Origin of the sequence: Chitinophaga jiangningensis (assembly GCF_900142605.1) — a bacterium.
GTDB classification, from domain to species: domain Bacteria; phylum Bacteroidota; class Bacteroidia; order Chitinophagales; family Chitinophagaceae; genus Chitinophaga; species Chitinophaga jiangningensis.
Window position 1 is genome coordinate 406,231 of sequence record NZ_FRBL01000002.1, and the last position, 20,296, is coordinate 426,526.

Genomic DNA, 20,296 nt, shown 5'->3' on the forward strand with positions numbered 1-20,296 from the left:
TATCATGCAGCAAAACAGCATCGCTTAAAGCTATCAGTTTCAATAGCAACGACCCCAAATTCCAAATTCGCTCTTCATTTATAAAATAGCACTGTTTGCTACCGCAGACAGTGCTATTTTTGCAGTAGCAACAATTAACTTTAGCCAACATCAGCAATCTACTGCATTATGAAATCAATCTTTCTCGCGTTACTCTTATCCGGCACTGTGGCGGCCTATGCGCAGGACAGCAGCCTGGTAAACGGAAAACTGAATGCCACTACCAGCGTAAAAAATCAACAGGCTACAGGCACCTGCTGGTGCTTTGCCACTACCTCGCTGGTGGAATCAGAGTGTATCCGTAAAGGTGAATCTACGCCCGACATCTCAGAGATGTTTACTGTACGAAACATTTATATCGAAAAGGCAAAGAATTATATCCTGCGCCAGGGATTTGCCCGTTTTGATGAAGGAGGCCTTGGACACGATGTGATTCAGTCCATCGCCAAATACGGAGCAGTACCGGAAAGCGCTTACACTGGTCTTACCAATGGTGCCACCTCTTTCAACCACGGTAAAATGGTAAAAGAGCTGAAAGCCTACCTGGATTCTGCGCTAAAAAAACGCCGTCCGGTGAATGATAACTGGCTCGACAGCACGATTGTAATCCTGGATAAATACATGGGTGCACCGCCGGCATCATTTGAATTTAACGGTAAAACCTACACGCCGCAAACCTACGCCAAAGACGTTCTGAAGTTCAACGCAGACGATTATGTGGGACTGACTTCTTTCACACATCATCCGTTTGACGAGCGTTTTATACTGGAGGTTCCGGATAATTTCAGCAACGGTGCTTATTATAACATTCCGCTCAACGAGCTGGTGGATGCCTGCAAATCGGCCGTAAAGAAAGGCTACACTGTAGCCTGGGATGCCGATGTATCCAACCGCGGATGGGCCATGGGTCGTGGATACGCACTGGTACCCACAGTAGACTCCCTCATGCGTGCCAAACCATTCAATCCTGATCAGGAGGAAAACGTGGTTACGCAGGACTCACGCCAACGCTTATACGAAGAACTGGTAACAGAAGATGATCACCTGATGCACATCACCGGCATTGGTCAGAGTCCTAAAGGCAAAACATTTTTTGTGGTGAAAAATTCCTGGGGTCAGGCGGGGCCTTATCATGGCTACCTGAATGTATCAGAGGCTTATTTCGCTAATAATACTATTTCAGTGGTGATACCAAAAGCTGCGCTGGATAAGGCGTTGAAAGCAAGAGTAAGTAAATAGGAATTATAAATACGGCTTTTCCAGCCTTTGGCAAGAGGAAAGCAGCAGGAGGTCCCGGGCCATTGGTCCGGGACCTCGTGTTTAAAGCAATACGTCATGCGGGTTTCCTTCGGGTGGGATGCTGCCAAACCGCCCGAAGGAAAACGCTCTGCCACAGCGCTGTGGCAGGTCAATAGTGTAATGATGTCGAATGCTCCGGTACTGTTAGTGAAGGATGAGAAAGTCTTTAAGATGCTGTACATCTCCTGGAACCACTACCATTTCCCTGACTTCTGCGGGACTTGGTCCGTTGCGGCACCATTTCAGAAAGGTTTCCATTACTTCTGCAGTAGCTTCTGCCACAATAGTGACGCTTCCATCGGATAAGTTTTTAACGCTACCCTGAACACCCAGCAAATCGGCGACGTGTTTGGCATTAGCGCGGTAGCCTACTCCCTGTACAAGACCTTTTACGAGGATCTTATTGTGTACAATTGAATTTGTTGCCATGGCAATAAAAAGGAAATAAAGTTACTAGCAAGAATCAACCAACAAGACAAATTTTTAAACCCTCACATACTGTATAGTTATGGCAGTTTATGGGGAACAATTATCACCTTTATGGCTTTTTTGAGACGTTTTTTACAACGTTAAAATCTAATAAGCGGAATTCTGGTTGAATTATACTTCCTCTAATTTAAGTCTAAATCCAATACGTCTCAAAAGATTTCTGGCTAGCATGGTTGCTAAAAATTGTTAATGGGGTAGCAAGTACTGGTTACTTTGAGGGTTGGGATCAAACAAACATGGATGAACAATGGACTCTGAAGTCGGCTTTGCAATAGTTTTGATAGCGCCGCTTAACAGGCCAGCCGGGGCCTGCAGGCAGCTGGTATTTTAAAGGAGGAATTGCCCGCAGGCCTGTCTCACCGCTCATTAGCGGAGTAACTACCCAGTAGCATGCACCTGGCACTGCCTTCGCATTTTCCCTGCGCAACCTCCACTCTCTCTCTATCAAACCTCTATTTGCGCACTTTCATTGCAAGACACTTCCATCCGCAATATTTCCATATTGCAGAGCAGCTTATGCGAGACTACGTCCTGGGGTGCAAATCATCCAAACTTCCGGTCATCGGAAACGTAGGCTGCCATTAAATGTTAAGGGCAGTAAAAAAGATAATACAGGTTAACAGGCAGTAGTTAAGCAGCGTAATTGAACAGTGAGCCTACCATATGCTCGATATCTCCGAAGACGAAATCACGCACCCGCTCGTATTTCCCTCCTGTAGAAGGTCGGCGGAGCAAACTGAAACAATGACAATTAAAACTACGCACAAACATTTGCTGAGAAAGCTGAGGCAAAGAGCGGGATAAGCCCGGATGTTGAATACGTCCCGCTACCATGATATGCGGGCGGTAATCCTGCTGGGGTAAATCAAAGCACTGCAATAACGCACGCTGTAAACTAACCAATGGCTTTACATTCGCCACATTCACGAAAATACTACACCTCCCATCCTCGTGCTGATGACTGTCGATCCGGGAAGTGTACACCGCAAACCCCGCCTGCTCCTTAGCAATGCCCTCCAGCGTTTCCATAAACATCTCCTGAAAACGCTCCGGAAAAACAGAACGGAACAACGGAATCTGAACGGAAGAATTCACCACCCCCTCATCTCCAATCTCTCTCCCAATAAACTGCCGGATGCGAACGATATCCTTCGACACCAGCACATCTGGATTTACGACAACCAGATAATCAAATAACGCTTCTGTATTTTCAATACTCGTATTCATAACAGTTTCTTTTAAATCTGTTTGTTAGAATGACAATACGAATATACAACCTTTTCTTTGAAATACTAATTTTTTTAGCAATTTTTACTAAAAAAATACGCAGATATATATAATCTGCGTATTCTCAATTTATTATAACCATTAAGGCAGTTTGCTGATAATAGCGGTGAAATCAGCCGCCACCAGGGAAGCACCACCGATCAATCCGCCATCCACATCAGGGCAGGCAAACAGTTCCGCCGCGTTACCCGGCTTAGCGCTGCCACCGTATAGGATAGACATACGCAGCGCTGCCTCACGGCCAAACTTCGCAGCAATCTGTGAACGGATGTAAGCATGCATATCCTGCGCCTGCTGTGCACTGGCAGTTAAACCTGTACCAATAGCCCAGATTGGCTCGTAGGCAATCACCACGTTTTTCAGTTGCTCTTCGGTCAGGTGATATAAACTCTCTTCCAGCTGCTTAGCTACATACGCATTCTGAGTTTCCGCCTGACGGATCGCCAGCGGCTCACCGCAGCAGAAAATAGGCTTCAGGCCATTGGCCAGCGCCAAATCTACCTTCTTAGCCAGCATCTCATTGCTTTCCTGAAAATATTCTCTTCTTTCTGAGTGACCAATAATCACATAATCCACACCAATTGACTGCAGCATTTCAGCAGATACCTCACCGGTATAAGCACCGGATTTCTCGCTGTAGCAGTTCTGCGCACCTGTAAAGAAACCAGGATAGTTCTTCAGCAAAGACTTCGCCTTCATCAGATAAGGGAAAGGCGTGGAAATCACCACCTCCTGGCCTTCCGCCAGTTTCAGTCCTGCAGCCAGAATATCATTAATCAGTTGTTCGCCCTGTGCCAGCGTGAGGTTCATCTTCCAGTTCGCTGCGACAATTTTTTTTCTCATAATATAATTGTGGTATTAAGTTTTTAAAGTTCTGTACGATCACTACGCTGATGTAATCCCTGCAGTATAGCGGCATCCGCAGCCGTTAGTTCCCGGCCTTTCAGCTTCATCCAGGCAGCAGCATCTTTTAATGCTTCCTCCCCGCGATAGCGGGATACCATGTCGCCCTGCGCCCAGCTAAAAGATGGCAGGTATTTCGGCGGCATCACGCCCCCGAAAATATTGCAGGAAACACCTACCACGGTGCCAGTGTTCAGGTTGGTGCCAATGCCGGTGCGACTATAATCCCCCATCAGCACCCCACATTTCAGGCCGGCCACTTCCGCTTCATTCTTTGCCTCCATCCATACGCGTACACCGGAAGCATTGTTCTTCATATTACTGCTGTTGGTGCCGCCTCCCAGGTTACACCACTCTCCTAAAACCGCGTCGCCTAAATAGCCTTCGTGCGACTTATTAGAATAACCAAACATCACCACATTCTTAATCTCCCCTCCTCCAATACAGTGAGGCCCCAACGTGGTAGCACCATATACTTTGCTGCCCATTTTGAGCACGGAACGCTCACCCATGGCAAACGGTCCGCGTACCAGGCTGCCTTCCATTATCACCGCATCCCTGCCAATATAAATGGGCCCTGTAGCAGCATTCAGTACGCTGCACTGCACACTTGCACCCGGTTCTATAAATACCTGCTCAGCATTTATTACCTGGTTGCCCGCCGGCAGAGGTTCAGAAACCCGGCCGTTGGTCAGCAACCGGTAATCATCCCGGATCGCCTGATCATTGAGCGCAAAAATATCCCAGGGTTTATGAATTCCCAATACCTTGCCCGTATAATTTTTTCGGGCATTGGCTTGTAGCAGATGCACCTCCTTCCCCCTGACTACCTTGGCAATCAGGTGGTTGTCGTGGTACAACTCCTCATCCGCCTTTAAGGCCATAATAGCTGCCACCAGTGGCTCATCGGGTAGCAGATGCCCGCTGATTAAAATATTAGTGGTATCAGTAGTACCCTGGTGTAATGGGAACTTTTCTTGTAGATGCTGTACGGTGAAATGACTAATTCCTGCACCCAGCCATTTTTCCCATTTCTCCTGTATGGTAAGTATCCCTACGCGGCAGGCTGCAATGGGTCTGGTATGTGTAAAGGGGAATAACAAATCACGTACGGGCGTGTCAAATAGTATAAAATTACGCTCCATAGGTGCTAAAAATAGAAAATCCCATCGATTAACCGATGGGATTCTCTGAAAAAATATTTTCGAAAACGACTAAGCTTTCTTAGCGTAGCGTTTGTTGAATTTATCGATACGTCCTGCAGTATCCACCAATACATTCTTACCAGTGTAGAAAGGGTGAGAAGTATTGGAAATTTCCAACTTAATCAACGGATATTCGTTACCATCTTCCCATTGAGCAGTTTCTTTGGTAGGAGCGGTAGAACGGCTTAAAAAGCTAACACCGTTTGACATATCTTTAAATATCACAAATCTGTAACTTTCTGGATGGATTCCCTGTTTCATATCAAAATTTTGTAAATACAGAGTGCAAAGGTATATCTTTTTTCTTAAACACTCAAAGATAATTCAAAAAAAATCAGGATTTCATGTTGATATACTGTAAAGGAATACCCAGGTTGGAGTTCCTCGCCAGTGCTATAACTTCCTGTAAATCATCGATTTTTTTACCGGTAACGCGTACAATATCGTCCATAATGGCGGCTTGTACCTTAATGCCGGAATCTTTGATCATTTTCACAATTTTCTTGGCATCTTCCTGTTTGATTCCATTTCTGACAGGAATTTCCTTTTTAAAGACTTTACCGCTCTGATAAGGCTCCTTGCTCTGGTCATAAATGCTGGCATCCAGTCCCTGACGCATGGTGCGACTAACCAGCACATCCAGCACCTGCCCCAGCTTCATATCACTTTCCACTTCCACGGTGAGCGAGAATTCTTTCTTATTCAGCTCAATATTGACATGTGAATCCTTGAAATCAAATCGATTGGTAATTTCCTTCTTTACAGTGTTAATGGCGTTATCCAGTGTCTGTAAATCAACTTTGCTAACAATATCAAAGGACGGCATAATTGACAAATTTTATTTTATAAGCGGCTTTCTTACAGCAGCAAATATAAACCTATTTGTCATTTTACCCTATATCCTGCTTACAGAAGCACCGCCGGATGTGGATTTGTTCACAGCAGGCTCACCTTTATAACGTACATTACTGCCACCGGAGCAACTTGCATTCAGGGATTTCACTGCATTCACCGATACAGAGGAACCACCGGAAGTACCTGCATTCACCGCATCGGCACGCAGGTCAGTAGCTTTTACATTCGCTGCACCGGAAGTACCAAAATCTGCGCTGGATGCGTTACCACTCACATGTAACTGGGCAGCTCCGGAGAGGCCTGCATTCAGGCTTCCTACTGCAACATCCAGTTTGCTTTGGGCTGCGCCGCTCATGGCAATCTTCAGTTTCTCACCTTTGATCTGGTTGGTACCTTTGAAGCTGCTGGCACCACTGGCTTCGAGCTCAGAAATGCTTTTCGCAGTCACATATATAGTAATGTCTTTTTTGGGTTCGATGTTATAGCCTTTTTTGGTGTGGATTTCCAGGCGGCCGCGGGATACTTCTGTTTCGATATATGGCAACAGGTTATCTTCTGCTTCCACGCGCACTTTTTCTTCATTACCCATGGTCAGTACCACGTTGTAAATACCAGAGGTGCTGATTTTTTCAAATCCTGAAACGCTGCGCGTTTCTTCCTTCACATTGCCGCTGCCTTTGACACGCTCATTATTGCCAATAACAGGGAGGGTTTTGAAGGCGGATAGTACCATGGCAACTGCCAGTACAGGTACTATCATCAGGCTGTATAATGCTACTTTTTTCATGACGTTTTATTTTATAAAGAAATGAGGGTTATTCTGCTATTAATTTTACATCGCTGTTAGTGCCTGCCACACGCAGGATAGGCGACTGCTCTCCCGCTCCACCGGCCAGTGCTGTATAAACCGCCGTGGTACCAGTTTTTACCGACTGTACATTCTTCACATCCAGTCCGTTTACTTTCACATCACCCAGCGTCATTCTCAGGTCCAGTCGCAGCGCGAGTCTTTTTGAAACTCCCAGGCGTGCATTCCCGAAGGTCAGTTTCACATCTCCTCCCCTGAAAGCATTGGTTACCTGCTCTATTTTCAGATCACCGTAGGTTAATTTTGCATCCAGTTTTTCCTGTAAAGTACCAATCGTGAAATCAGAGTAAGTACCTTTTGAAATCAGGCTGAAAACATTCTGTATTTTATAATTATCATAAGTAGCTTTGATATCGGCCATGCCAATAGTTTCAGCCTCTATGTTACTATAGGTAGATGCTACCGTTAAGGATTTCAGTTCTGCACATTTTACCTCGGAGTAATTGCTGTTCAACTTTACTTTGTTTGCATTACCGATTTTACTTTTGTTACAGTAATTAATACCCAGTTGCAGATCTTCTGCATCGCGGATATCAAAGTTGCAGTAGTTCAGCTTCATAATGGCCGGGAAGGTGAGCTTATCCACCGCCAGTACATCACCGAAATTATTTTCAACGTAAGCCTGTGCTAACGACTGTGGCACATACACATCATAGTCAATGTTTACGTAGTCCTTAGAATCTTTTCCACCACTAAACATAAACCATCTGGAGCTGGATTTCGCATTGTAATCAGTGGCTAATGTTACACTGTTGTTGGTAGCCGTACTGTTAATATTTACTTCTGATACAATATTCTGTGCCTCTGAGTGGTTTTTACCGAAACCTGTGATAGTTACAGTTGCTTTGATTTCGTTTTTGTTCCAGGTGTGAATAATAATTTGTCCGTACTTGTTGGTTAATTTGAATTGTGCACCGGAGGTGACTTTAAATTCTTTTACTTCTGTTCTCTTGAAAGATACTTCCCCACGATTTGCCAGTGCCAGCAAGGGAAGGAAGAGGCATAACAGGAAACTAAATTTTCTCTTCATATTGCTTTTTTAAATCTCCCGGAGTGGCATGTTTAGCCTCAAGCTCCTCCAGGATTTTGTCTAGTAGATCCAATTTCAATTGATAGTACCGGATAATGGCCGCGCGGATTCTTTCATTGCCCGGATTATTTTTCAGCTCTTTTTCGAGCATCTTATAAGTATCGTTTTTTAGTTCCAGTTCGCGCATGGCGGCACTGTCCAAACCAATCTCACCGGCGGGGTACAGCCTGATGGAATCAAGGCGGGCTTCGATTTTGGAGCTATAATAAACCTGCGCTTCCTGCATTTCAGGGAGCATCAGGGCGAGGTCATTTTTCTGATGCTGTCTGCTCTTAACAAATAAGAACAGCACGCCTGCGTTAATAATAAGTAGTGCTATCACGGCTGCTTTAAACCAATTTGATGACAGCATACTCACTACCCGGCCTTTTTTCTGTTGCCCCAACTCTTTCTCCAGCGCCTCCCATACTCTGGGAGATGGTCCGGACTGCTCAAAGGCTGTCCTGTTTTGTTGAATAAATTGTTCGAAATTGTCCGACATCAATTCATAATGTTTTGCTGATTCACAATCTGTCTTACTTTCTCTTTAGCCCGCATATACTGTGTTTTGGCAGTAGATTCGGATATTCCCAGCATGTCTGCGATTTCCTTGTGGGAATAGTTTTCAAAGAGATAAAGATTCAGCACCGTACGATAACCTGTAGGAAGCGCTGTGATAGCTGATTTAACAGCTGTCACCGTGTAACTAAACTGCGCTTCATCCAAACCGGCGTCTTCAGATATCTCCATCTCTCCTACTTCTTCGAAGTAGACTTTTTTGCGGCGAAGATAGTTCAGACAATGGTTGACTACAATTCTCTTGATCCAGGCACTTAAACTGGTGTCTTTCTCCAGTTTGCCAATGCTGCGGTAAACCTGTATAAACGCCTCCTGCAATACATCTTCTGCATCACTAACCTGATTGGTCATACGAAGGCAAATATTATACATGGCTGCAGAGTAGGCATCATAGATTTCGCGAAATGCGCGAACATCCCCCTTCTTGCAGCGGTCTACTACATTCTCGGCTAATGGCGTCTGATTCAAGTTGTTTTCTGATGCTTTCATTATAAAGACAATGATTGTGTGAAAGGTTGCACGCTTTAGTTCAAAAATTCAGGCAAGAGGGTCACTTATCAGGGCTTTCCAAAGCGCTGCACAACTATACTTATTTGACTGTCAGAATACTATAGATTATTAAAAAAGCAATTCCTGTCGAAGATTTTTTTTTCAAATGTAGATGCAATCCCTTTCTGTAACCAGTGAAATTCCACCAAACAGCATTTTTTTGTGACGAAATGAAAAAAACGCGGTTCAATTATCTTGTAACCGCGCTTTTTCATCCTTATATATACCTAATAAACCTTACGGAGTGGCGCGGTATTAGTTGCTGCTGGCCTTACTGCGGCTTTGTTCCGCTTCCAGACCGGTTTTGCGGCTACGGGCAGCTTTTACATTCGTATTTCCAAAACGGTAAGTGAAGTTCAGCCTTACCTGACGGGCATCCCAGCTGCTTCTTACCCTCGTGTCCATACCTGCGTTAGCAAAGGAACCTCTGAAGTATTGGGTGCCCAGTACGTCGGTTACGTTCAGTTTCAGACTACCTTTACCTTTCAGGATTTTTTGCTGTAATCCCAGGTCCAAAGCCCCCATGGACTTCATTCTGAACAGCTCACCATCGGAGATACCCGGCGCTACGTAGAAGTAGATGGCTTCAGCAGTCAGTGTTTTAGACAGGGTGAACGTATGCTGGGTACGACCAAAGAACCCTACTGCATTCATTTTTACGTTGTTATCGTTTACGAAAGCACTGTAACCGGTGTAGTAAACAGACAGGGTGGTGAAAGTACTCCACCATTTTGCTATCGGGAATGGTGCAGAGATATTCAGACTCAGGTTATCAGACTTCGCCACGTTCATATACTTGTACCTGAGCAGGGAAGAATCACCGGTAGCAGGATTTTTATCTGTTTCGATGATACGCATCATCAGGTCGGTCGTATGAATGTAGTTCACAGATGTCATCAGGAAATCTTTGAAGGTATGCGACACCTCCAGGTTATGGGAATACTGTGGTTTCAGATTCGGATTACCTGCCTGAATAGTATAACGGTCCATGTAGAATTCAAACGGGTTCAGATCTTCGTAGCTTGGGCGCTGAATGCGGCGACTGTAGCTGAATCCAAGCGTATTGTTTTTGTCTGCCTTATAGCTCAAAGCCATGCTTGGAAACAGGTTGAAGTAAGACGTATCGTTTTTAACAGTGCCTTTTTGTGATTCACGCAGCGATGTTGATTCACCGGTAACGTTGGTTTGCTCAGCGCGGAGACCTACCTGCAGTGTCAGTTTTTTGAACTGTTTGTTGAAGTTTACATACGCGGCGTTCACATTCTCCTTATATATAAAATGGTTGGAGCGCATGGTATCCGCCTGCCAGTTATTCATCCGTAAAGAATCGAAACGGGCATCGTTATCAGAAGTCACAAAACTAATTTTGGCTCCCATTTCCAGTTTAGCCTGCTTACCTAACGGGTGGATATAATCAGCTTTTGCAGTTTTGATAGTAATGATAGATGGCTGATTGCTACGGGAAGTATCTGCGTTTAACAGTTTATTAAACACCGGATCAGAAGTGGCGGCAAAGATATTAGCATACTGCCTGTCAGAACTCTTTGAATAGTCCAGATCTATATTCAGTTCTCTGCCGGTAGAATCCAGTACACCACGGTAGTTGATGTTATAAGCACCTCTTTTCCAGGTACCGTTATTACCACCATTGGTATGCAGAATGGAATCAAGTATGTTGCCATAGCCAATATTGGTGATCGCACTTGTTGGATTAACGTATTTATTTTGTGCCAGATCTACCAAAACACCTACCGTATGATTTTTGGCAACGAAGAAGTCGGCTCCTACTCTTCCACCCTGATAGTTATTTTCATGATGTGACTCATTCGATTGATCAAAAATCTGCTGGCCATTCTTGTCGTCTACAGTTCTGTAAATATTAAGTGACTGCTGGTTCTCCCTATGGCTGTAATTATAGGAACCGAAAACGTTCACAAATTTGCTGCGTGTGTTCAGGTTGAGTGCACCGTTGTAACGGGGCCAGGTACCGTAAGCGCCACCCAGCGTAAGGTTACCGTTTGTTCCGTAGTTGCTGTTTTTCTTGAGTTTCAGGTTGATCACACCGGCGTTGCCGGCGGCGTCGTATTTAGCGGAAGGATTGGAAATCAGTTCGATCTGATCCAGGCTGGTAGCCGGCATGGATTTCAGCAGTTCTGCAATATCCTGGTTGGACATGCTGGTTTGTTTCCCATCGATCAGGATCATGACTCCTCCTTTTCCTTTCATGGAGATGTTACCGTCTTTATCTACCGTGATATTCGGTGATTTTTCGAGGGCTTCCATAGCAGTACCGCCGGCGGTGGCGATGTTGGCTTCCACATTTACCACCAGCCGGTCCACTTTCTGTTCGATGAAAGGTTTGCGGGCGGTTACATCTATTGCTTTCAGATTTTTGCTGTTTACAGTCAGTTCCAACGCTGGTGCGGTGAAGGAGCCGCCTTTAGCTTCAAAAGGGCTGCTGTAAACTTTATTCATACCTACAAAGGCGGCGGCGATGATGTATTTGCCGTTTTTGATCTGTTCGAATTCGTATTTACCTGCGATATCAGCTACAGCACCTTTCACAAGGGATGAATCGGTTGCCTTCAGGAGGGTTACGGTGGCAAATTCTACGGGTTTGTTACCAGCCTGGATTACCTGGCCGGAAATGCGGTTGGGGGTTTGAGCCTGAGAGCTGAAGGAAGCGCCTATTACACTGGTTGTCAACATAAACGCTTTAACAATTGCTTTCATACAAGGGCGGTTTAGGTATTTTTAGATTGATTTAGTACTTATAGCTAATAAGGAACCTTGGTTTAACAACTACAATACTTTATCAGCTACAATGTAAAAGTAGGTATTATGCTTTACATAGTACCTTTTTCTACACAAACGGTCTGTAGATAGGGATGATTGGTAATTTTCGATTTTTCAGGTAAAAGACGACTAAGGAAAGCTTTAGTTGCAGAAGCCTGCAAAAATCGCAATTATGTCGCAATAAGCCCATAAAGGGCTAAATGTGTTATTATTTTGTTTTTTAGGGAGATAAGAGAGGACGTTAAGCCTCGAGGATCAGTAAAGAACAAAGGCTATCGAGGTAAAATGGCGCTTTTGGGGTGCTTTTTTGGGGGAGATGGTAAAGCGCGCAAAGGTTATACGTTTAGTTATCACCCCGCACATCCCGCCAGCCATAAAAAAACCGGGAGAGCGGAACCAGCGGCTCCTGCATCTCCCGGAAAAAAAACAGTGTAGGTAATATATTATATAACAAGTGTCAATTCAGATGCTCATCAATGCGGAACAGGTGCGGCTCGCCTTTTCTGCGCTGGTGAATAAACTGCATGGTGTACACGAATAGCACCATCAGCAGGCATACCACTACAAACAACCAGCTATTATATATGGATTGCAGGATATCGGGTGTACCAATAGTACCGAGTGCCTGGTGCGGCATCCACTCCGCCAGTTTATCCGTATGTATATTAAAAGCGGTGTAACTGGCGTCAGCAGCAGGCTGCAGCGCGCGGGCAAATACGGGTACAGCCTCCATCACTTTGCCCACACTGGATTTGTTACCGAATATATTGAAGCACAGCTGCCCATGCCGCATAAGAAATCGCAGTTCATAATTAATAATGGTACCTCCACCCGCATTCTTCTGGTAAGCCAACGGCCAGTGAAAAACATGTGCGGCCGGATCATAATAAGGCGTTACCAGCCAGTTTATTTGCAACTGCTGGCCCGGATGGTCCTTTCGGCGAGCATCCAGCAGCTGGTCATAATCCATTTTAAGTGCATCAGCTTCCGCCAGGTATCCTGAGTTTTCGTACACAATGGTGGCACCCCAGGCTTCGGCGGATAACAAGTCCACATTTTCAGGCACCAGCATCCCCTGTAACCCTGGATGCACCTCGTTGTGCCAGCAATCATGCAACAACTTATAGCTGTCACGCCTGTTCAAAAAACGGAAACCATCCGGCACACGCAACATATGACCTTCTGTAAGTACCTGACTCTTTGTTTGCCAGGAGAAGGCGGACAATTCACTATCAGGGTCCACTGCGGCTACAGCGCACTGGCAGATAAAAAGACAGACTACCCAACAAAGACTACGCATACAATACTTATTGGCATTAAAAAACGTGGACTAAAGCAAAAAAAAACGTAACGTCGAGGTTAAAGCAATACGTGGTTAAGAATTATTACGATAATGAAGATAAAAAAATCCCCAGAAGAACGCAATAACACAAAGCTGGTATCTTTCTTATCATGATATGGCAGCTTTGTCCTATAAAAAAAGACTGATGCGGGTCGCATCAGTCTTTCCTGTATTTTTTGACACCCTATGGGGATTTAATCCAGCTTGAGATTATTTAATACGGCTGGCAACTCCCGCTGCAACAGCTCAAAAAACGACCTCTCTTCTTTACGGATATGTGCTTCGAGGCTGGTGGCCAGTGCATCCATATCTTCTTCCAGTTGCGCGCTATCCGTTAAGCCAGCGTACATGCGGGAAATAACATGGTGCTCCTGCTGCAATTCTGCAATGGCAGCATCTACCAACGGATGGTAGCCGGCACATTTATCAAAGAGGTGATCTTCTTTCTGGATATGTGGTACCATTACTTCCTGGAAAATGCGGACCACATATTCAAACTTTGCCTGTGTTTCCAATGGAAATCCTTCGTATGGCGCGGCATCTTTCTTCAGGTACCGGCATACAAACAGCAGGCGTTGATGCTCATGGGAGAGCGGCACTAATGCGGAATGTCTTTGCATATCTCAATCAAACGCTCGTATCAGGATACTGCGGCGGCAGTATTGCTTTTATTCTTGCGGCAGTACCAGATCAATACCAGACCGCCAATTACCATTAATGCTGAAATGATTTCTGCCTGGGTAGGATGGAAACCAAATATGTTGTACTTCGTGTTGACCCTGATTTTTTCGATGAAGAAACGCTCGGCACCATTCATGATCAGGTAGATGCCAAATATAACGCCTGGCGTGGTAATCCGCTTGCGGATGGCCCATAGTACCAGGAATAAACCAATACAGGCTATGATCTCATATAACGGTGTCGGATATACGGCGATAGGTAATACTTTGCAGTACTGGCCTTCGCAGCCGGCGATTTGTACTCCTTCTCTGATAACGTTGTGCGGGTAGCCATAAGCGAAGAACCAGTCAGGCAGAAAGCCCAGGGAAGCTGGTTTCTCAAATGGAATATGCGGAATCTGATCCAGGCTTGGGTATTGGTTCAGGAAGAACTGTGCATTCCTTTCCACCTCGGCGGAAAACTGTGCAGGCGCCACTTTTACCACTCTGCCGGCAGCATCTGTGGAATAGGCACTGTTATAAACGCCCCAGTCACCATCTCCCGAAAAATGGCAACCCATTCGACCAATACCATAGGCCAGCATCAGGGCAGGCGCGGCACTGTCGATCAGGTGGCGGATGGTAATTTTTTTCTTGCGGGCATAGTTAATGATCACAATAGCGGCTACGATCAGGCCACCGTAGAAAGTAAGCCCACTGAACGAAAGCAACGCCCCTACCGGGTCCTGTACGAAGTCGTTCCAGTTTTCCAGGTTATGGAAGATTTTCGCACCGATGAGTCCTGCGATGGCAGCCATAACGGTGAAGTCAGGCACCCGCTGGTGTGGCATTACGGTAACGATCTCTTCCTTTTGCTTATTGTTTTTGAGCGTTTGTTGTCTCTTATATATTTTATAACCGGCAAAAGCAGCCGCAAGGACAATACCGGCGGCCAGGCTTCCCTGCCCGGAGAACATATAAGATTGCAGGTCCTGCATGGCAGTATCCCACTGGAAAAACAAACCTAATATTTTAAAACCGAGGAGAAATCCGATGCCGGCGTTGACGATAATTTCTGCATTGGTAGCGGGTTGGCCTACCAGTACTTTCTCTTGTACTCCCTGCAGCCATCCCAGCTTTTCGCGACGTTTAAGCTCCAATGTGAGCACATAGGCAGCAGCAAGGAAAGCGATAGCAACGAAAAAACCAAAAGTTTGGAACAGCTTAAAGAAAGGGATTTCCAGGCCTAACAGGTCCTTAAAAGCGTAATATAAATTTGGATACATAGCCAAAAAAAATTGGTGATCTGAGTTTTCCTATGAACAAAGCCGAATTATCAAAAGGAAAATCAAACCACCAAAGTACGTTGCAAATTTGAATTTAAGAATTCAAATTTCTTTAAGATTAAGTTAGCAATATTGTTCGAAAGCATCTGCCAGGTTCGCTGCAATCATTTGAGCAGAGCGACCTTCGATCATATGACGTTCGATAAAGTGAACCAGCTGACCATCTTTAAACAGGGCAATTGCCGGTGAAGACGGAGGATAAGGCAGCAGGTGCTCACGAATAGCAGCTACACCTTCCAGGTCAAAACCTGCAAAGCTGGTAGTAAGTCTGTCTGGTTTTTTCTCACTGTGGGCAACAGCCAGCAACGCACCCGGGCGCGCAGTACCTGCGGAGCAACCGCAAACAGAATTAATGACAACCAGTGTTGTTCCTTCTTTCTTCAGTGTATCGTCTACCTGTCCTTTAGTGAGCAATTCCTCGAAACCATAATCGGTCAGCTCGGCCTTTCTAGGCATTACTAATTCCGCTGGATACATATAATTATAATTTTTTTTAGTTGAAATTTCGATCAAAGTTAATCAAACCAGCGCAGAATATAAAAATTTGGAATCAGAAGTGGACTTTTTGACACGCAACAAACAATCAACATGACAACTCGTCATAATCTGTAATGTTTTTACTAACAAAATAGCAGTTTTGGTGGCATGGTATCCGATTTGATCTGCATAGGGTGTAAAACAAAAATTAAAAAATTAACACCAAAAAATAATTAAGACTATGACACACGTAACATTTGGACCTAGAACTATCAACGGAATTGTAGGCGATATCTTTAACAACGGCTGGAACAAAATTGCAAAAGACGATTTTCTGACGAACGATTTCTTCACCGCTCAGCCTCCTGTAAACATCTCCGAAACTAAAGAAGGTTTCGCCCTGGATGTAGTGGCTCCGGGTTTCAGTAAAGAAGATTTCAAAATCAATACAGACGCAAAAACATTAACCATAAGCGCGGAAAAGAAAGCAGAAGAAAAAAATGAGCACGACAAACAGGTACGCCGTGAGTATACCTTCAAGTCCTTCAAACGCTCTTTCACCATCAGCGATGCGATTGATACTTCTAAAATTGTTGCAAAATATGATAATGGTGTCCTGAAAATCACCCTTCCTAAGAAGGAAAATGCACAGGATACTCCGAAATCAATAGTAGTTGAATAAGGGTTAGTAGTGATTTCAAACGGAATTGCTAATAACATGGGGGTTAGAAAACAAAAGGGCCGCATCATGCGGCCTTTTTCATTTTTTCGTATAACCGTTGCAGAAATACAGCACTAATACATAATTCACACGAACGTTTCATCAATCCTTACTTTTAATACAATAATTTGCCATTAATAAGCTTGGATAATGGCAAATTTTTTCAGGAATACCTGGATATTCATAAAGGGCATTTACCAACGTGCCGAAAGAGCTGCTCTGGGAAATATTGTTAACCGTAGCACCGACTTGTACGAACACGCAAAAGCCAAACTGATTTTTGACTACGCCTTTTACTATACGATGGCCCTCATACCGGTGACCGTACTGGCCATCGTTACCTCCAATGAGGTCAACCTGATCGTCATACCGTTCCTGGTAGGGATGCTCTTCATCTGCCTCGTACTCCTGCGCAATGGCGTATCCGCCAAAGTGGTAGGTGCACTTACTTCCCTTACCACCCTCGTGATGCCCATCCTCTCCTCTTTTTTCAATAACCAGGACATCTCTCCTAAATATGCTACCATCTGGATCGTAAGCATCCTATTCTGTTATATCACCGCCAACCTGCTCACGGCAGTGCTCTGGTCCACCATCATAGTTGCCTACCTGGCACTGGTTGCCTATATTAAATTGAATGGCATCTCCCTGTACGTATCTTCCGGGTTCTCCAACAGCTACCTGTATATCTCCAACCCGATCGTCATCACCGTTTACCTGCTTTTCATCATCCGGTCGATGGGCATGTACTATCAGAATGTGATCAGTATGGAACGGAAACGCACGCAACAGCAACAAAAACAACAACTCAGCCTGATACACCAGCACCTCACCAAACAATTTATGCTGGTAAAAGGATTCTCCAGATCCGGCCGCACCGCATTTCAGAACGGGGAACTGGAACTGCTCGAAGCCTGCTTCACGGAAATAGAAAAGCAGTGCGGAATCGCTATCAACTACCTCGATGAATCAAGCGAGCAAAAGCATAACGGTGAAAACTACACGGAAGTGTGACACAATACATTGGATAAACTATTCGTTTACTATGGTTTAGGAAGCATATTATGCAAAACTTCCAATACCGGCGGGCATTAACCACCCCTTCGGGTGACATAATCATATCAATATCGCATTAAAAAAATTACAACTTTTTGGGCTTATTCATATATATCCCTGATGGTACCTTTGTACTGTTAGAAAATATTCCTATTGTCCTTATACTACGAAATTAGCTAAATCTAACCTATGCCGTGATCGGCCTTCATTTCCCATGAAGGCCATTTTTTTTATTATATCTCTACCGCCACCTCACTGCGCAGTCAGCATTTATTTTCGTACGACCCGGTCCGTTACCCCAACTTTTAAAAGTTCATCATATATGACAAGCCCTGTTAACTTAACATCTGCCGATTTCCTGGCACAGCTGGAAACCGTGATCCGTCAGTTCGATTATTACCATTACCCGAACGAGAACATGCCCCGCCATCATTGGAAACAACTGGTGGATGCCGGTGTATACCTGCCGGTTATCCCCCGGGCATTGGGTGGCAGGGAAAGCCACCTGGAACTATGCGAAATATCCCGGCTGGCAGGTTATCACAACCTCGCCCTTGGTCTTTTCCTTATGACACCCCTGAGTATTTTCACCAGAACACTGGTGCACTTTGGCTCTCCGGAATTACAGCAGGAAGTCATTCATCACCTGCTTACCCAGGCACACATCGGCGGTTTTGCCGTAATAGACCCCGACGCTCCTTCCGGTGCCACCACCATGCATACGTTGTGGGAAAAAACGTCGGAAGGATACCACATCCACGGCCGCAAACACTGGCAGGGATATAGTCACACGGCGGACTGGTGGCTGATTGTAGCCAAAGACCAGGCAAACGGCACCGCAGGCGACAAGGTCGATTTCTTCATCTGTAAACGATCCGATGGATTTAATACCACGGAAACGTTTTATCCGATGGGCATGCGGCTCATCGACTTCGGTATCAACGAGGTCAGCGCCGTCGTGCCGGAACATAACAAACTGGCTATCGCCAATTCCAGCTTTACGGAACTACTGGGTCTAATTACCGGTGGCTGGGGGCAGTGGAGCGCCATGGCCACCGGCTTTCTCACACGGATATACGAAGAAGCAAACCGCTTTACCAGCAACCGGCTCACACGTGCCGGTCACCTGAAGGACCTCGGATTTGTGCGTTATAAACTTGGCCTCATCGGCGCCTACCGCGATGCCTGCAGCGAGCTGTTTACGTATGTCAAGGAACAAACAGATATACAGGACAAGTATCCCCGGGAGATGTTTCCTATACAGGCTATCAAAGCGGTCACCTCCGATTACATGTACCTCGGTGCCAACGAATACCTGGAACTCTGCGGTGCAGAAGGCTACCGCTACTCGGCCGCCAGCAATTTTGCTGCACAGGCCATGTCAGATGCGCGTGGGTTTTCCATCCTTGGCGGGGCTAATGATTTACTGTATTCGCAACTGCCTCAATACTGCCTGCAATCGCCCGCCGCGGAAGGCAAAGGCGACTTTCTGGAAATCCTGGAGAACTATGCTCACACCCGGGAAGCCTTACATCACCTGGGTTCCAACAGGCATCTCTTAAAGCAAATACCATCTGGGAATCTGCAATTGGTTTTTTACGGGAAGATACTGGCGCGGCTGTTCACCTTACAGCTGCTGGAAGGCAGCAACCTCACGCCTGCTTTATCCGAAGCGGCGCAAGCCTGCTGCCTTGCAGAGATTATTCAGCTGTTAGGATCGTTTACACTGGCAGAAAAAATCGCGGATAAATCACCGTCATAATCCCACACCACATATAAGGCTCCCCAGGTAAACCCGGCACCAAAGGCTGCAAACAACAGCCGGTCGCCCTTCCTCAGCCGTGGCTCATAATCCCAGAGACATAAAGGAATGGTCCCGGCTGTGGTGTTGCCGTAGCGATCCACATTAAACATGATTTTTTCCTTTGGGAAATTCAGCACCTCGGCGGTCCGCTCAATGATTCGTTTGTTTGCCTGATGTGGCACCAGCCAGTCAATATCGCCGACGCTGAGTTGATTGCGCTGCAATATCTCCCCGATGGATTCTGTGAGTCGCTGCACCGCATAATCAAAGATGGCCCTGCCATTCATATACATAAAATGCTCCCTGTTGGAAACCGTTTCATTTGTTGCCGGCCAGGCGGAGCCTCCAGCTTTGATATACAGGTGTTGCCCACCATGACCATCGGTTTTCAGCAAAGCATCCTGGATACCGGCATTCAATGAGCCCGGCTCCAGCAGCACACCGCCGCCGCCATCCCCAAAGAGGCTGGCAGTGATACGATCTTCCTCATCTACCAATGAACTCATCTTATCCGCTCCTAATACCATTACATATTGATAAATCCCCTGCTCTACGTACCGGGAAGCGATGTCCATTGCAGAAAGGAAGCCACTGCAGGCGCCGTTGATATCTATTCCCCAGGCGCGACTGGCACCAATTTCTTTGGCCACAATACTGCTGGTATTGGGCGCAATCATATCCGGTGTGGAGGTTGCCAATACAATAGCATCCAGCATTTCAGGGCTTATACCCCGCTTGTTGCAGATTTCCAGGGCAGTGTTCACACATATCACGGATGTACCAACGCCTTCTCCTTTCAGGAGTCGGCGCTCTTTAACACCCAGGTATTTTGGAATCCAGTTTTCGGGAATATTCAGTCGTTCTTCTATTTCGGCATTTCCAATGATATGTTCAGGTACATATCCACCCACAGCCGTTATTACAGCACTATACTTTTTCATGGTTAACAATTT

At 45.6% G+C, this 20,296-nt stretch carries 20 protein-coding genes; 4 read left to right on the plus strand and 16 right to left on the minus strand.

Features of this window, described 5'->3' with window-relative positions; all coding sequences use genetic code 11:
* Nucleotides 1-168: 168 nt before the first annotated feature.
* Nucleotides 169-1,278 (plus strand): C1 family peptidase, encoded by a 1,110-nt coding sequence (locus tag BUB18_RS06190; protein WP_073079097.1) that lies wholly within the window; start codon nucleotides 169-171, stop codon nucleotides 1,276-1,278.
* A gap of 204 nt (nucleotides 1,279-1,482) precedes the next feature.
* Here BUB18_RS06190 and BUB18_RS06195 read toward each other — a convergent pair whose 3' ends face one another.
* The 15 genes from BUB18_RS06195 to BUB18_RS06265 all read right to left on the minus strand — a co-directional run bounded on the left by BUB18_RS06195 (nucleotide 1,483) and on the right by BUB18_RS06265 (nucleotide 15,762).
* Nucleotides 1,483-1,767, minus strand: coding sequence for an acylphosphatase (locus BUB18_RS06195; RefSeq protein ID WP_073079099.1), 285 nt, complete (start codon nucleotides 1,765-1,767; stop codon nucleotides 1,483-1,485).
* A gap of 690 nt (nucleotides 1,768-2,457) precedes the next feature.
* Nucleotides 2,458-3,054, minus strand: a complete 597-nt coding sequence (locus BUB18_RS06200) for a 2'-5' RNA ligase family protein (RefSeq protein ID WP_073079100.1) — start codon at nucleotides 3,052-3,054, stop codon at nucleotides 2,458-2,460.
* Nucleotides 3,055-3,195: 141 nt separating this feature from the next.
* The gene (tpiA, locus tag BUB18_RS06205) at nucleotides 3,196-3,957 is read right to left on the minus strand and encodes a triose-phosphate isomerase (RefSeq protein WP_073079102.1); all 762 of its coding nucleotides are present in this window, start codon (nucleotides 3,955-3,957) and stop codon (nucleotides 3,196-3,198) included.
* Nucleotides 3,958-3,980: 23 nt separating this feature from the next.
* Nucleotides 3,981-5,162, minus strand: a complete 1,182-nt coding sequence (locus BUB18_RS06210) for a putative sugar nucleotidyl transferase (protein ID WP_073079104.1) — start codon at nucleotides 5,160-5,162, stop codon at nucleotides 3,981-3,983.
* 69 nt (nucleotides 5,163-5,231) lie between these two features.
* Complete coding sequence (locus BUB18_RS06215; protein ID WP_073079106.1) at nucleotides 5,232-5,483, minus strand: type B 50S ribosomal protein L31; 252 nt, start codon at nucleotides 5,481-5,483, stop codon at nucleotides 5,232-5,234.
* 73 nt (nucleotides 5,484-5,556) lie between these two features.
* Complete coding sequence (locus tag BUB18_RS06220) at nucleotides 5,557-6,048, minus strand: YajQ family cyclic di-GMP-binding protein (RefSeq protein WP_073079108.1); 492 nt, start codon at nucleotides 6,046-6,048, stop codon at nucleotides 5,557-5,559.
* A 69-nt stretch (nucleotides 6,049-6,117) separates the two neighbouring features.
* The gene (locus BUB18_RS06225; RefSeq protein ID WP_073079110.1) at nucleotides 6,118-6,864 is read right to left on the minus strand and encodes a head GIN domain-containing protein; all 747 of its coding nucleotides are present in this window, start codon (nucleotides 6,862-6,864) and stop codon (nucleotides 6,118-6,120) included.
* A gap of 28 nt (nucleotides 6,865-6,892) precedes the next feature.
* The gene (locus BUB18_RS06230; RefSeq protein WP_073079112.1) at nucleotides 6,893-7,975 is read right to left on the minus strand and encodes a hypothetical protein; all 1,083 of its coding nucleotides are present in this window, start codon (nucleotides 7,973-7,975) and stop codon (nucleotides 6,893-6,895) included.
* Nucleotides 7,959-8,516: a hypothetical protein gene (locus BUB18_RS06235; RefSeq protein WP_073079114.1), complete on the minus strand. Its 558-nt coding sequence runs from the start codon at nucleotides 8,514-8,516 to the stop codon at nucleotides 7,959-7,961. The genes BUB18_RS06230 and BUB18_RS06235 overlap by 17 nt, the downstream gene beginning before the upstream one ends.
* Nucleotides 8,516-9,082: an RNA polymerase sigma factor gene (locus BUB18_RS06240; RefSeq protein WP_073079116.1), complete on the minus strand. Its 567-nt coding sequence runs from the start codon at nucleotides 9,080-9,082 to the stop codon at nucleotides 8,516-8,518. Before BUB18_RS06240 ends, BUB18_RS06235 begins: the two co-directional genes overlap by 1 nt.
* 315 nt (nucleotides 9,083-9,397) lie before the next feature.
* Nucleotides 9,398-11,875 (minus strand): TonB-dependent receptor, encoded by a 2,478-nt coding sequence (locus tag BUB18_RS06245; RefSeq protein WP_073079118.1) that lies wholly within the window; start codon nucleotides 11,873-11,875, stop codon nucleotides 9,398-9,400.
* Between the two features lie 520 nt (nucleotides 11,876-12,395).
* Nucleotides 12,396-13,238: a DUF2167 domain-containing protein gene (locus BUB18_RS06250; protein ID WP_083549429.1), complete on the minus strand. Its 843-nt coding sequence runs from the start codon at nucleotides 13,236-13,238 to the stop codon at nucleotides 12,396-12,398.
* Between the two features lie 236 nt (nucleotides 13,239-13,474).
* Entirely contained in the window at nucleotides 13,475-13,900 is a 426-nt protein-coding gene (locus tag BUB18_RS06255) for a hemerythrin domain-containing protein (RefSeq protein ID WP_073079122.1), read from the minus strand.
* A gap of 20 nt (nucleotides 13,901-13,920) precedes the next feature.
* The gene (locus BUB18_RS06260) at nucleotides 13,921-15,225 is read right to left on the minus strand and encodes a prolipoprotein diacylglyceryl transferase (protein WP_073079124.1); all 1,305 of its coding nucleotides are present in this window, start codon (nucleotides 15,223-15,225) and stop codon (nucleotides 13,921-13,923) included.
* A gap of 123 nt (nucleotides 15,226-15,348) precedes the next feature.
* The gene (locus BUB18_RS06265; protein WP_073079126.1) at nucleotides 15,349-15,762 is read right to left on the minus strand and encodes a BrxA/BrxB family bacilliredoxin; all 414 of its coding nucleotides are present in this window, start codon (nucleotides 15,760-15,762) and stop codon (nucleotides 15,349-15,351) included.
* A gap of 241 nt (nucleotides 15,763-16,003) precedes the next feature.
* On the opposite strand from BUB18_RS06265, the gene BUB18_RS06270 reads away from it, so the two are divergent.
* From BUB18_RS06270 to BUB18_RS06280, 3 genes are all read left to right on the plus strand, one after another.
* A complete protein-coding gene (locus BUB18_RS06270; protein WP_073079129.1) occupies nucleotides 16,004-16,444 on the plus strand; it encodes an Hsp20/alpha crystallin family protein in 441 nt (146 codons plus the stop codon).
* A gap of 189 nt (nucleotides 16,445-16,633) precedes the next feature.
* Complete coding sequence (locus BUB18_RS06275) at nucleotides 16,634-17,497, plus strand: hypothetical protein (RefSeq protein WP_073079131.1); 864 nt, start codon at nucleotides 16,634-16,636, stop codon at nucleotides 17,495-17,497.
* A gap of 364 nt (nucleotides 17,498-17,861) precedes the next feature.
* Nucleotides 17,862-19,301: an acyl-CoA dehydrogenase family protein gene (locus BUB18_RS06280; protein WP_073079133.1), complete on the plus strand. Its 1,440-nt coding sequence runs from the start codon at nucleotides 17,862-17,864 to the stop codon at nucleotides 19,299-19,301.
* Here BUB18_RS06280 and BUB18_RS06285 read toward each other — a convergent pair.
* Complete coding sequence (locus BUB18_RS06285; RefSeq protein ID WP_073079135.1) at nucleotides 19,244-20,284, minus strand: beta-ketoacyl-ACP synthase III; 1,041 nt, start codon at nucleotides 20,282-20,284, stop codon at nucleotides 19,244-19,246. The two genes, BUB18_RS06280 and BUB18_RS06285, sit on opposite strands and share 58 nt — an antisense overlap.
* Nucleotides 20,285-20,296 lie beyond the last annotated feature (12 nt).